This window comes from Larkinella arboricola, assembly GCF_003259745.1.
GTDB classification, from domain to species: Bacteria; Bacteroidota; Bacteroidia; order Cytophagales; family Spirosomataceae; genus Larkinella; species Larkinella arboricola.
Genome location: NZ_QLMC01000003.1, coordinates 795,409 through 807,505, shown reverse-complemented (window position 1 = coordinate 807,505; position 12,097 = coordinate 795,409). Strand labels below are relative to the sequence as shown.

At 52.4% G+C, this 12,097-nt stretch carries 12 protein-coding genes; 8 read left to right on the top strand and 4 right to left on the bottom strand.

The window, feature by feature from the left end; all coding sequences use genetic code 11:
• Window positions 1-54 precede the first annotated feature (54 nt).
• Together rnpA and rpmH are read right to left on the bottom strand one after the other, a co-directional pair.
• Window positions 55-480, bottom strand: coding sequence for a ribonuclease P protein component (rnpA, locus tag LX87_RS14765; RefSeq protein WP_111628992.1), 426 nt, complete (start codon window positions 478-480; stop codon window positions 55-57).
• 60 nt (window positions 481-540) lie between these two features.
• A complete protein-coding gene (gene rpmH / locus LX87_RS14760) occupies window positions 541-708 on the bottom strand; it encodes a 50S ribosomal protein L34 (RefSeq protein WP_111628991.1) in 168 nt (55 codons plus the stop codon).
• A 124-nt stretch (window positions 709-832) separates the two neighbouring features.
• Here rpmH and LX87_RS14755 point away from each other — a divergent pair, with 124 nt between their 5' ends.
• Complete coding sequence (locus LX87_RS14755; protein ID WP_111628990.1) at window positions 833-2,296, top strand: M61 family metallopeptidase; 1,464 nt, start codon at window positions 833-835, stop codon at window positions 2,294-2,296.
• Window positions 2,297-2,345: 49 nt separating this feature from the next.
• Here LX87_RS14755 and LX87_RS14750 read toward each other — a convergent pair whose 3' ends face one another.
• The gene (locus tag LX87_RS14750; RefSeq protein WP_111628989.1) at window positions 2,346-2,603 is read right to left on the bottom strand and encodes a hypothetical protein; all 258 of its coding nucleotides are present in this window, start codon (window positions 2,601-2,603) and stop codon (window positions 2,346-2,348) included.
• 157 nt (window positions 2,604-2,760) lie between these two features.
• Here LX87_RS14750 and uvrB point away from each other — a divergent pair, with 157 nt between their 5' ends.
• The gene (gene uvrB / locus LX87_RS14745; protein WP_111628988.1) at window positions 2,761-4,788 is read left to right on the top strand and encodes an excinuclease ABC subunit UvrB; all 2,028 of its coding nucleotides are present in this window, start codon (window positions 2,761-2,763) and stop codon (window positions 4,786-4,788) included.
• A gap of 57 nt (window positions 4,789-4,845) precedes the next feature.
• Here the strand turns inward: uvrB and prfA are convergent, their stop codons facing one another.
• Window positions 4,846-5,919: a peptide chain release factor 1 gene (gene prfA / locus LX87_RS14740; protein ID WP_111628987.1), complete on the bottom strand. Its 1,074-nt coding sequence runs from the start codon at window positions 5,917-5,919 to the stop codon at window positions 4,846-4,848.
• Between the two features lie 172 nt (window positions 5,920-6,091).
• Between prfA and LX87_RS14735 the strand changes: the two genes are divergently transcribed.
• The 6 genes from LX87_RS14735 to LX87_RS14710 all read left to right on the top strand — a co-directional run bounded on the left by LX87_RS14735 (window position 6,092) and on the right by LX87_RS14710 (window position 12,082).
• A complete protein-coding gene (locus LX87_RS14735; protein ID WP_111628986.1) occupies window positions 6,092-6,670 on the top strand; it encodes a hypothetical protein in 579 nt (192 codons plus the stop codon).
• 156 nt (window positions 6,671-6,826) lie between these two features.
• Window positions 6,827-8,176, top strand: coding sequence for a Gfo/Idh/MocA family protein (locus LX87_RS14730; RefSeq protein WP_111628985.1), 1,350 nt, complete (start codon window positions 6,827-6,829; stop codon window positions 8,174-8,176).
• Between the two features lie 161 nt (window positions 8,177-8,337).
• Entirely contained in the window at window positions 8,338-8,664 is a 327-nt protein-coding gene (locus LX87_RS14725) for a PadR family transcriptional regulator (RefSeq protein ID WP_111628984.1), read from the top strand.
• A 129-nt stretch (window positions 8,665-8,793) separates the two neighbouring features.
• Window positions 8,794-10,353 (top strand): bacillithiol biosynthesis cysteine-adding enzyme BshC, encoded by a 1,560-nt coding sequence (gene bshC, locus LX87_RS14720; RefSeq protein ID WP_111628983.1) that lies wholly within the window; start codon window positions 8,794-8,796, stop codon window positions 10,351-10,353.
• Between the two features lie 4 nt (window positions 10,354-10,357).
• The gene (locus LX87_RS14715; protein ID WP_111628982.1) at window positions 10,358-10,948 is read left to right on the top strand and encodes a 5-formyltetrahydrofolate cyclo-ligase; all 591 of its coding nucleotides are present in this window, start codon (window positions 10,358-10,360) and stop codon (window positions 10,946-10,948) included.
• Between the two features lie 33 nt (window positions 10,949-10,981).
• A complete protein-coding gene (locus LX87_RS14710) occupies window positions 10,982-12,082 on the top strand; it encodes a serine hydrolase domain-containing protein (protein ID WP_111628981.1) in 1,101 nt (366 codons plus the stop codon).
• Window positions 12,083-12,097 lie beyond the last annotated feature (15 nt).

Below are 12,097 nucleotides of genomic sequence, written 5' to 3'. Positions count from 1 at the left end.
AGAGGAAATCAGAGGTAATCAAAGTCTTCTCTGTGTTGCTCTGATATTCTCTGATCAACTCTGTGTAACAGTAACACGAGCCAAAGCTAATTTCATACTTTTTTCTATCTCTTCAAACGAAATTTTCTCGCGGGCGGTATATAAAAAGACAATATAAGCCGGGGGATGTTTGGGTTTGTCGGGTGTACCGAACAGCAACGACTTATTCAGACGATAGGCTTCGCGAACGCGCCGACGGATGTGGTTGCGGTCAACGGCTTTTTTGAAGTTCCGGCTGGAAACCGAAATGAGGATGGCGGGCAGGGGATTGACCCGGTCTGGATGGCTCGGGACCGGGTCAATCCAGACCGGGTCGTTCATATAGAGAAGACGAAACGGAAAAAGGTAGAACGTCCGCGTGGTCGCACTACCTTTCTGAAATAACTGTCCGATGGTTTTTTTACTGCAAAGCCGTTCGGATTTTTTGAACGTTTGCTTCATTATCGTTTGCGGTTCAACGCCTAACGTTAAATTCAGAACGTTAAACTTTAAACGACATGATTAAATCTTAAACCGATCGCCTTTTTTCTCGTCCGAAACCGTCAGTTTATGACGTCCTTTTGCGCGACGGGCGGCCAGTACCCGGCGACCATTGGCTGAGGCCATACGCTCACGGAAACCGTGTTTGTTCCGGCGTTTACGGTTCGAAGGTTGAAACGTTCTTTTCATGACTTAGTATATCTTGGATGCCTGTTTTTCAAATGAGTCTGCAAAGGTAGGGAATGTTTCGAAATGAAACAACTTTGCAGGCGATATTTAGAGTTTTCATCAACAAGGGGTTATATTCGCCGATATGCACTATCGTATTTCTTCCAGCAATCCCGCGTCACGCACCATTGAGGTTGAGTTTCGGCTGACGGGCCTCGCGGCTCCGACGGTTGAGTTGCAACTCCCCGCCTGGCGCCCCGGACGCTACGAATTGCAGAATTTTGCCAAGAACATTCAGCGTTTTGAACTCTTTGACCAGACCGGTAACCCGCTCATTTTCCAGAAGATAACCAAAGACCGCTGGCGGGTGCAAACCGAAGGTGTTTCGGAGCTGGTGGCTCGTTATACCTATTACAGCAATACCGTCAATGCCGGAACCAGCTTTGCCGACGACCGGCTGCTGTACGTCAACCCCGTCAACCTGTGCCTGTATGCCGACGACCGTTTGCACGAGACGTGTACGCTCGAACTGGACGTTCCGGACCATTGGGAAATTGCCTGTGGGTTAACGCCGACGTCCCCCAACATCCTGAGTGCAACGGATTTTTACGAACTGGTCGATTGTCCGCTGATCGCTTCGCCGGATTTGCAACATGAAACGTACAAAGTTGGGGAAACGGTTTTTCACATCTGGATCAATGGAAACATTCAACCGGACTGGGAGCGAATCCGGCGCGACTTTTATCAGTTTTCGGAAGCGCAAATGCGGCTTTTCGGTGAATTCCCGGAAAAGGATTACCATTTTCTGACCCTGATTCTAACCACACCCTTCTACCACGGCGTCGAACACCGCAACTCTACGATGCTGGTGCTGGGGCCGAACGACGAGGGCGAAGGTTTATACACGGATTTGCTGGGCGTTTCGTCGCACGAATTATTTCATGCCTGGAACGTGATTCGGATTCGTCCGGCGGAGTTGTTACCATACGATTTTACGAAAGAAAATTACTTCACAACCTGCTTTGTGGCCGAAGGCGTTACCACCTACTACGGTGATCTGATGCTTCGGCGGTCGGGTGTTTTTAACGATGCTGCCTATTTGAAAGAGCTTCAGGTGCTGCTGAAACGGCATTTTGAAGCTAATGGACGGGCGTTCCAGTCACTGACCGAATCGTCCTGGGATTTGTGGCTCGACGGCTATGACAAAGGCGTACCCAACCGGAAAGTGTCGGTTTACAACAAAGGGGCCACCGTTGCGCTGATACTGGATTTGCACATTCGAAGAAAGTGGAATCATGCCCGATCACTCGACGACGTGATGCGGCTCATGTGGGAACGGTTTGGGAAACCGTTTATTGGCTATACGCTCGACGACTATCGAGCCGTGACGGAGGAAGTGGCCGGTGAGCCGCTCGACTGGTATTACGACCGCTGCATTTCTGGCAACGAACCGCTTGAACCGCTCCTGAACGATTACCTGGCTTTTATTGGGCTGCGGCTGGAGTCCGACGCCATTGATCCGGTGAATACCCCAGCGGTTTTTCTCGTTCAGCCTGACGATCCGGAAGGTTTGGAAAACCGTCTTCGCTGGCTGAACGATCAGCACTGACAACACCGTAGCCGGGTGGCATCCGGTGCTGTCAGCGTTGATGAAGCGTTTATTCTTTCTTGGTAGCCCGCATTTCCGGGAGGTTTTGCCCGGCAGCGGTATCACTCGGGGCGGATGCCGGAGCATCCAGTGAGTTGCTGGTCGTATCCCCCTGAAGGCCCATCACACTCGTATCGGTGGCGGCTGCTGAATCCGCATTGGATTCGGTGCTTTCTGTTTTGGAATTACAGCTTAAAAAAAATACGGTCAGCAGAACTCCTAACCCCGCGGTTAGGCTTCGGCTTCCATCTTTCAGGTTGTTTTTCATTGTTGATGACGTTGAGTAACTGGTAAAATAACTGACACGCAGGCAAGTTGTTCAGGAAAACGACGAATTGGTACGAGTGCTAACAAACGGGTTGGCGCGTTGTTATCTTTAAAACCGTCCTTGTTTCCATTCTTATTTTTTCGTATCTTAGCTTGTTATGAATTTCAAGCTGACTTCAGAATTTAAACCGACTGGCGACCAGCCACAGGCCATTGAAAAGCTGGTCAAAGGAATCCAGGAAGGCGAACCGGCGCAGGTGTTGTTGGGGGTTACGGGAAGTGGAAAAACCTATACCGTTGCCAATGTCATCGCCCAACTCAACCGCCCGACGCTCGTATTAAGCCACAATAAAACGCTGGCGGCCCAGCTCTACGGCGAGTTTAAGCAGTTCTTTCCCGAAAACGCCGTTCACTATTTTATTTCGTATTACGACTATTATCAGCCCGAAGCATTCATCGCGACGACCAATACCTACATTGAAAAGGATTTGGCCATTAATGAAGAGATCGACAAACTGCGGCTGGCTGCGGTATCGGCCCTGATGAGCGGTCGGCGGGATATTGTCGTAATTGCGTCGGTTTCCTGCATCTACGGTGCCGGTAATCCTACGGAATACCAGAAAAGCATCGTGCGGCTGGGGGTCGGCGACACCATCAGCCGGAACCAGTTTCTGTTCAGACTCGTCGAAATCCTGTATAGCCGTACTGAGGTGGAATTTACGCGGGGGACGTTTCGCGTGAAGGGCGATACCGTCGATATTTTTCCCGGTTACGCGGATTTTGCCTACCGCATCATATTCTTCGGCGATGAAGTAGAAGCCATTCAGCGCATCGACCCGGCTTCGGGCAAAAAGATTGCTGACGACCGCATGATTGCCATCTTCCCGGCGAATCTGTTCGTGACGGGCCGCGATACGCTAAACATGGCTATCGGTGAAATCCAGAATGATCTGGTAGCCCAGATACGGTATTTCGAATCGGAATTCCGCCATCTGGAAGCCGAGCGGATCAAGGAGCGGACCGAGTTTGATATTGAGATGATGCGCGAACTGGGCTACTGCTCCGGAATCGAAAACTACTCCCGGTATTTCGACCGCCGGATGCCGGGGCAACGGCCGTTCTGTCTGCTCGATTACTTTCCGGACGATTTTCTGACGGTGGTGGACGAAAGCCACGTGACGATGCCGCAAATCCGGGCGATGTGGGGCGGTGACCGTTCCCGCAAGGAAGCGCTCGTGGACTACGGTTTCCGGTTGCCGTCGGCGCTGGATAACCGCCCGCTTACGTTTCAGGAATTTGAGGAATTAACTTCGCAAACCGTTTACGTCAGCGCCACACCCGCCGATTATGAATTGCGCCGGAGCGAGGGCGTGGTGGTGGAGCAGTTGATTCGCCCGACGGGTCTGCTTGACCCCGAAATTGAAGTGCGGCCGAGCCTGAACCAGATTGATGATCTGCTCGAGGAAATTGACAGCCGCATCAAACGGGGCGAACGGGTGCTGGTCACGACGCTGACCAAACGGATGGCCGAGGAACTAAGCAAATACCTGGAGCGGGTCGGTATTAAAGGCCGTTACATTCACTCGGAAGTCAAAGCGTTGGATCGGGTGGAAATCCTGCGGGAATTGCGGCTGGGCGTTTTTGACGTGCTGGTGGGCGTTAACCTGCTGCGCGAAGGACTGGATTTACCGGAAGTGTCACTGGTCGCAATTATGGACGCCGACAAAGAAGGGTTCCTGCGCGACATCCGTTCGCTGATTCAGACCATTGGCCGGGCTGCCCGGAACGCTAACGGCAAGGTGCTGATGTATGCCGACCGCATTACGGGTTCGATGGACAAAGCCATCAGCGAGACAAACCGACGGCGGGAAATCCAGACGGCCTATAACCTCGAGCACGGCATTACGCCTAAGACGGTATTGAAATCCCGCGAAGCCATCATGGGTCAGACTAAAGTGGCCGATTCGCGACCGGAGGCCAAGCAGTATTATGTTGAACCCGACGAGTTCCGGATTGCGGCTGACCCCGTGGTTCAGTATATGGGTAAAAACGATCTGGAACAGGTCATTAAGGATACGCAGGCCAAAATGGAAAAAGCCGCCAAGGAACTGGATTTCCTCGAAGCGGCTCGACTGCGGGACGAACTGTTTCAGTTGCGCGATCGCCTGAAAACAGCTCAGGTATAAGTAATGAGACTCTTCCCGGACTAGAACCAGCGGTACGGCTTTAGTCCGGGAGACCATTTAAACCACGGCGGCTTCTTTCATGCGCTCGGCGTTTTCGGCGATGCGGAGCTGGTCGATGAAGTCATCGATGTTGCCATCCATCACCGACGGCAGGTTGTAAACCGTCAGACCGATGCGGTGATCGGTCACGCGGCTTTGCGGATAATTGTACGTCCGGATTTTGTCGGAACGGTCTCCGCTGCCCACCATCGACTTGCGCTGCGAGCTAATCTCGTCGTTGTGTTTCTGCAATTCAATTTCGTAAATCCGCGACCGCAATACCGTCAGGGCCTTATCGAAGTTTTTCAACTGCGAGCGTTCATCCTGGCACTGTACCACCAGACCCGTTGGAATGTGCGTCAATCGAACGGCAGAATACGTGGTGTTTACCGACTGACCACCCGCGCCCGACGAACAGAACGTATCTTTCCGGATGTCGTTCATGTTGATCTGAACGTCCACTTCTTCGGCTTCTGGCAATACCGCTACGCTGGCCGCCGACGTGTGAATACGGCCCTGCGATTCGGTGGCCGGTACGCGCTGTACGCGGTGAACACCGGATTCGAACTTCAGTTTGCCGTAAACGTCTTCGCCTTCGATCTGAGTAATAATTTCTTTATAACCGCCCGACGTGCCTTCCGTGTAGTCCATCAGCGACATCCGCCAGCCCATCCGGTCGCACAGACGCTGGTACATCCGGAAGAGGTCGCCGGCAAAAATGGAAGCTTCGTCGCCCCCGGTTCCGGCCCGAACCTCCAGAATGACGTTTTTGCTGTCGTTTGGATCTTTCGGAATAAGCATTTCTTTCAGCGTTTCCTCCATCGGTTCCCGCTGGGGTTGCAGCTCATCCAGTTCGGCTTTGGCCAGTTCGCGCAGGTCTTCGTCGCGCTCGGTCGCCAGAATTTCTTTGGCACCTTCGATATCCTGCAACAACTTTTTGTAGTGCAGATACTGCTTGACGATTTTGTCGAGGTCTTTGTATTCCTTGCTCAGCTTCGTGTACTTCTTCTGATCCGAAACAATTTCGGGCATCATAATCTGCTGAGAAACCTCCTCAAACCGCTCCTTTATGGCTTCTAATTGGTCAATCATGGTTTGGTATAGATTCAGGACAATCGGTAAACGATGGCGTCCGGTCGTATTTTAAGACAAATCTACGAAAATTCGGTCAGTCAACCGTTCCGTCTTACTTTTGTCAACGAAACGACGCATCACAACGTTATCCAGATAGATGACAAGAATTTACTTCACTAAGTTCCTCGCAATGAACCGCATCTTTTCAGTTTTCGCACTTCTTCTCACGATAGCATTTTTCTCATCCTGCGGCCTCGATCAGAACCAGAGTTCGAAGGAACTGGCCCGGGAAATGAACGACCGGAAAATCAAACGGGTAACCGATGCCCAACTGACGGTTACCGTAGACGACTGGGGAAAAGCCATTGTGCAGACTTCCCGGAAAGCCCTGACTACGGAACTGGCTAAAAAATCGAATGATAAGTCGCTTTGTTCGCTGGAGGGCATTCCGGCCATTCAAAAACTGGAGAAACAATACGCCGTATCGATTGATCTCCTCAGTAGCAAAGATACCGCGAATCAGGCTCTGGACGCCAAGGAGCGCGAATTGCTGCTGGCCTATCGGTACAACGCCCTGAATAAGCTGGAGCAGATTGATAACATTCAAAAGGTGCATGATACACTTTTTGTCTACAACTCGCCGGTTCCGGTCGATGATATCATCTGCAAAACCTGTACGGACGATGCGGCCCTGTCGTTTGTCATCTGGCGGGTAACGTTTAAAAAACGGGAGGTGATCCGGCGAATCAATCCGAAGAAGCTCCAATAATAGTCGGAGGATGGACACCTCTGGCGAAGTAGCTGCGCCTGTATCTATCGATATGCTTAATGGTATGAAAATGCGATAATGTAGTACTATGAGAGCAGCGATTGTGTACTTTTGGCTCAATCGAATTTCACCCCTTAACTAACGTCGTATTTTACTATGAGCAATCTGGAAAACAAGGCAGATCAGCCGCTTAGTCGTCGTGGATTTGTCAAAGCCTCGTCGCTGGCGCTGGCCGGAGTGACCATTCTGCCCCGGCATGTTTTAGGCGGAAAGGGCTTCATTGCCCCGTCTGATAAACTGAACGTAGCCGGTGTCGGCATTGGCGGGATGGGCAAAAGCAACCTCAATGCGCTGGCCCCCACCGAAAACATTGTCGCCCTCTGCGATGTCGATGAAAAATACGCCGGACCGGTTTTTGAAAAATACCCGAATGCCAAACGGTACAAAGATTACCGCAAAATGCTGGAAGCCCAGAAGGACATTGACGGCCTGGTCATTGCCACGCCCGACCACCTGCACGGAGTGATTGCATCGGCGGCCATGAAGCTTGGCAAGCACGTTTACGTACAAAAACCGCTGACAGTTACGGTCTGGGAATCCCGCGAACTGGCCCGACTGGCAAAGGAAAATCCGAAAGTAGTCACCCAAATGGGCAATCAGGGCCACTCGAATGACGACGCCCGGCTGATCAACGAATGGATTGCCGACGGAGCCATTGGCAAAGTTCAGGAAGTGCACGTCTGGACCAACCGCCCCATCTGGCCGCAGGGCATGGATGTGCCCAAAGAAGTCGAAGATGCTCCCTCGACGCTCGATTGGGAGTTGTTCCTGGGGCCCGCTCCGCACCGGCCTTACCATTCGGCCTACACCCCGTTCAAATGGCGCGGCTGGGTCGATTATGGCGCCGGGGCACTGGGCGACATGGGGGCTCACCTGGTCGATCACCCGTACTGGGCGCTGGGGCTTAACCCGCCGATTAGCGTGGAAGCGTCCTCGACACCATTCAACAAGCAGAGCTACCCGATGGCGTCGATGGTAACCTACGAATTTGAAAGCAAAGACAAGAAAAAGCCGCTTGTCATGACCTGGTACGACGGCGGTATTCTGCCGCCCAAGCCGCTGGAGTTTGGCGACGAACCTGTTCCGAAAAGCGGTGGGGTGTTGTACATTGGCACCAAAGGAAAACTCTTTCACGAAACCTACGGCTCCAAACCCCGGCTGCTGCCCAAGGAAAAGATGGATTCGTACAAACGCCCGGCGCAGACCATTCCACGCGTGGGCATGAGCCACGAACGGAACTGGGCCGAAGCCTGCAAAGGCAATGGAAAAGCCGTCTCGCCGTTTGAATACGCCGGGCCGCTCTGCGAAACCATGTTGCTGGGCATCGTCGCCCTCTACAAGCAGGGAACCAAGCTGAACTGGGACACCAAAACCATGCAGTTTACCAACGCTCCCGAACTGAACCCCTACCTGAAACGCGATTACCGCCAGGGCTGGGCCATGTAATCATCTAAAGACGAAGGCCAACACCCCCGGAAGGTTATAGTCGACCTTTCGGGAGTTTTCTGTCTGCCGGGGCGGAAATGGACGGGCATTGATGATTTACGGAACGGTTCTTGGCTGCTGAGCGAAACGGATTATATTTGTTTTACAAAGCCTAAACAAATATGAATCGTCCGTATCTCGGGGAGTTTGAAGAACTGGTGTTGCTGACTGTTGCCATGCTCAACGGGCAAGCCTACGGGGTAGCCATTCTCGAAGGAATTGAGAAGCAAACCGGTCGGACGGTTAGCCTGAGCGCGATTCATGCGACGCTGCAACGGCTGGAAGAAAAAGGCTACCTGACCTCCAAAATGGGAGGGGCTACAGCCGAGCGCGGAGGTCGGCGGAAACGGTTTTTTACGGTGACGGTGGGCGGAACGCGGGCGTTGGAAGAAATTCATACTACCCGAAATCACCTCTGGAATCAAATTCCGAAAACCGGCCTAGCTTGATGGAATTGGGCTTTTTCAGGGTTTTGTTATCCCTAGCCTAACGAAAGTTGACGGCCATTCCTATAATCCTGCCAACTCGTCCGAACCTTGACAGGCAATTCTGTGTTGACAGTCAAAAATCCCGTTTTCATGGACTGTCAGTACCTCCCGCTCACCGCTACCGGCCAGTTTTCGACGCTATTCCTTGATTATATCTCTCAAAAAGAAACCCTTCAACCTTATTACGACCGCTTTCCGACGCTGGAAGCGTTTGCTGAGCAGGCTAAAAACCGGGCTTTCGACGAGGCCAAACGCCGGACGCTGGTGGAGGTGCTGGAACGGCAGTATCAACACATTCCCAACAAACCGGATTTTTCTGTACTCGCGCAACCGAACACCTTTACGGTGACAACGGGCCATCAGCTCAATATTTTTACGGGGCCGCTCTACGTGCTCTACAAGTGGATTACAACGGTTAACCTGGCTAAAAAACTGGCCGAAACGTATCCCGAATACCGGTTTGTGCCGATCTACTGGCTGGCCTCCGAAGACCACGATTTTGCGGAAATTAACCACTTTACGCTTTTCGGAAAAAGTTATACCTGGGAAACGGAGCAGCAAGGGGCCGTTGGGCGTATGAACCCGAAAGAATTGAAAGCCGTCTTTAGCCAGATGCCGGAGAAGCTGTTTCTGTTTGAAGAGGCTTACCTCAAACACGATACGCTTTCCGACGCCGTGCGCTGGTACGTCAACGAACTGCTGGGCAAGGAAGGACTGATTTGTCTGGACGCCGATGATGCGGACCTGAAACGGCTTTTTGCTCCGGTTATCAAAGACGAACTGCTCCATCAGCCCACCAGCGGTATTGTAACCGAAACCAGCGGACAACTGGAAGCAATGGGGTACAAAACACAGGTGACGCCCCGCGAAATCAACCTTTTTTACCTGGGCGATCAACTCCGCGAACGGATTGTCTCCGAAACCGGCGCCGATGAAACGGTTTCGTACAAGGTGCTGAATACCGAATTGCAGTTTTCGCAGGAGGAATTATTGACGTTGCTCGATGAACACCCTGAACGGTTTAGCCCGAACGTGGTGCTGCGCCCGGTATATCAGGAAGTGATTCTGCCCAATCTGGCTTACATTGGAGGCCCGTCGGAAGTGCCGTACTGGCTGCAACTGAAAGGCGTTTTTGACCATTTTCAGATTCCGTTTCCGTTATTGATGCCCCGGAATTTTGCCCTTTACGTTAATCCGGCCAGCGCCAGAAAAATGGAAAAACTGGGGGTTCTGCCCGAAGAACTTTTCCGGGATGAAGTGAAGCTGCGCCGGTCGTACATCGAGCGAATCAGCGAAAAATCCCTGGACCTTTCTGAGCAGAAAGTGTGTTTGCAACAATGTTTTGCGGAGATTCTGAATAAGTCCGTAAGGGTGGATAAATCGCTGGAAGGAGCCGTATTGGCCGAACAGGCTCGGCTGATGCACACCATCGACCATCTGGAAAAACGGCTCAAGAAAACCGAGGAACGGAACTACGAAACGACGATAAACCAACTGATGACGCTGAAACACAAACTGTTTCCGAACGGCGGCATTCAGGAGCGTACCGAAAATTACCTCAACTTCCAGCTCAACGACCCGCAGTTTATCCAGAAACTGCTGACAGTTTTTGACCCGCTGGCTTACCAGATGATGGTACTCAAAGATTAAGCGCATGATCAAAGCCGAACTGCGGGCCGAGTTTGGCCGGAAGCGCCGGGCGTTGTCGGAGGCCGATTGGCAACGCCGTTGTGAAGCCATTACCGCCTTGTTTTTTTCGGAACAGGCTTTTCATTGGCAAAACCCGGTTTCGGCCATCAGCACATTTCTGCCTATCGAAACCCGAAAGGAAGTCAACACCTGGTTCCTGGTTCGGCAACTCTGGCGAAACGCTCCGCAGACGCTCGTGGCTGCGCCCGTCACGGCGCTGGACACCGGTACGCTCACGCATTATCAGATCACTCCTTCGACGCTTTTTACCCAAAACCGCTACGGGATTCCCGAACCGTCGCCCACGTCCTCGTTCGTCGTTCATCATTCAGCATTTGATATGATTCTCGTTCCGCTTCTGGCTTTCGACCAGCGCGGCCACCGCGTGGGCTACGGGGGCGGTTTTTACGACCGGTTTTTGCCCGAATGCCGCCCGGATTGCCTGAAAATCGGCCTGTCGCTGTTTGATCCGGTCGACCGGATTGCGGATGTTTTTGAGGGCGATATTCCGCTGGATGGCTGTATCACGCCCGATCAGGTGTGGGCATTTTGCTGATGTTTCTATCGCATCTTTTCGTAGATTACCGGAATGAAAATCGTTGCATTCGCGTATGTTATGTGGCTTACCGCTCAAACTGTTTTGGCCCAAAAAACCGTAGCCGCGCTTGATTCCGTGATGCGCCGAAATTTTCCGACCGATCAGCCCGGCGGGGCACTGCTGGTGGTAATCGATGGCAAAACCGTCTACAATCGGGGCGTCGGGCTGGCGAATCTGGAGACGAAAACGCCGATTACACCAGAAACCAATTTTCGGATGGCGTCGGTGTCCAAGCAGTTTACGGCGATGGCTATTCTGCTCTTGGAAAAACAGAAGAAGCTTTCCGTTGACGATAACCTGCTCACGTTCTTCCCGGATTTCAACCCGCGCGTCGGGCGGAAAATTAAACTGCGGCATTTGCTGACTCATACATCCGGTGTGCTGGATTACGAATCCCGGCTGTCGCCCAACCGGAACAATCAGATTTTTGATGCGGAGGTACTGGCACTGCTGAAACCGCAGGACTCGACCTATTTTGAACCGGGCAGCCGGTTTCGGTACAGCAACTCCGCGTTCTGCCTGTTGACGCAGGTGGTGGAGCGAGTGGCGAAAAAACCGTATCTGGAGTTTATTACCGAAAACATTTTCAAGCCGTTGGGAATGAACCAGACGACGCTATATGAACCCACCCGCACCATTCCGAACCGGGCGATGGGCTACGCGCGGAATCCGGACAACACCATCCGGTTTTCGGACCAGAGCATAACGAGCGGCACCCAGGGCGACGGCTGCGTTTACACTTCCCTAACGGATTATAAAAAATGGAATGAGGCCCTGGCTGCCAACAGGTTGGTCGATCTGCAAGCACAACTCGAACGCGTCAACCAGCCGCTCGACGGACAGCCAGACGGTTTTTATGGGTTGGGGTGGTTTTTTACCCAAACAAAGGGTGGAGGGAAGGAGTTGTTTCATTCCGGCAGTACGTGCGGTTTCAGCAATTGCGTGGTCTGGATTCCGGAGCAGAAAACGCTGGTCGTGCTGTTCTCCAACCTCGCTGATAATCACCGGCCTTTTGCGGACGTGCTGAACGTCCTGAAGGCCAATATGAATCTTTCCGGGGATGTCTGGGCGTTGCACAATCTGACGAATTGACTGGCTATTTCGAAT

What these genes read in the sequence shown, in the direction of transcription:
- rnpA (WP_111628992.1), bottom strand. Translation starts at nt 480, where the DNA reads ATGAAGCAAACGTTCAAAAAATCCGAACGGCTTTGCAGTAAAAAAACC.
- rpmH (WP_111628991.1), bottom strand. Translation starts at nt 708, where the DNA reads ATGAAAAGAACGTTTCAACCTTCGAACCGTAAACGCCGGAACAAACAC.
- LX87_RS14755 (WP_111628990.1), top strand. Translation starts at nt 833, where the DNA reads ATGCACTATCGTATTTCTTCCAGCAATCCCGCGTCACGCACCATTGAG.
- LX87_RS14750 (WP_111628989.1), bottom strand. Translation starts at nt 2,603, where the DNA reads ATGAAAAACAACCTGAAAGATGGAAGCCGAAGCCTAACCGCGGGGTTA.
- uvrB (WP_111628988.1), top strand. Translation starts at nt 2,761, where the DNA reads ATGAATTTCAAGCTGACTTCAGAATTTAAACCGACTGGCGACCAGCCA.
- prfA (WP_111628987.1), bottom strand. Translation starts at nt 5,919, where the DNA reads ATGATTGACCAATTAGAAGCCATAAAGGAGCGGTTTGAGGAGGTTTCT.
- LX87_RS14735 (WP_111628986.1), top strand. Translation starts at nt 6,092, where the DNA reads ATGAACCGCATCTTTTCAGTTTTCGCACTTCTTCTCACGATAGCATTT.
- LX87_RS14730 (WP_111628985.1), top strand. Translation starts at nt 6,827, where the DNA reads ATGAGCAATCTGGAAAACAAGGCAGATCAGCCGCTTAGTCGTCGTGGA.
- LX87_RS14725 (WP_111628984.1), top strand. Translation starts at nt 8,338, where the DNA reads ATGAATCGTCCGTATCTCGGGGAGTTTGAAGAACTGGTGTTGCTGACT.
- bshC (WP_111628983.1), top strand. Translation starts at nt 8,794, where the DNA reads ATGGACTGTCAGTACCTCCCGCTCACCGCTACCGGCCAGTTTTCGACG.
- LX87_RS14715 (WP_111628982.1), top strand. Translation starts at nt 10,358, where the DNA reads ATGATCAAAGCCGAACTGCGGGCCGAGTTTGGCCGGAAGCGCCGGGCG.
- LX87_RS14710 (WP_111628981.1), top strand. Translation starts at nt 10,982, where the DNA reads ATGAAAATCGTTGCATTCGCGTATGTTATGTGGCTTACCGCTCAAACT.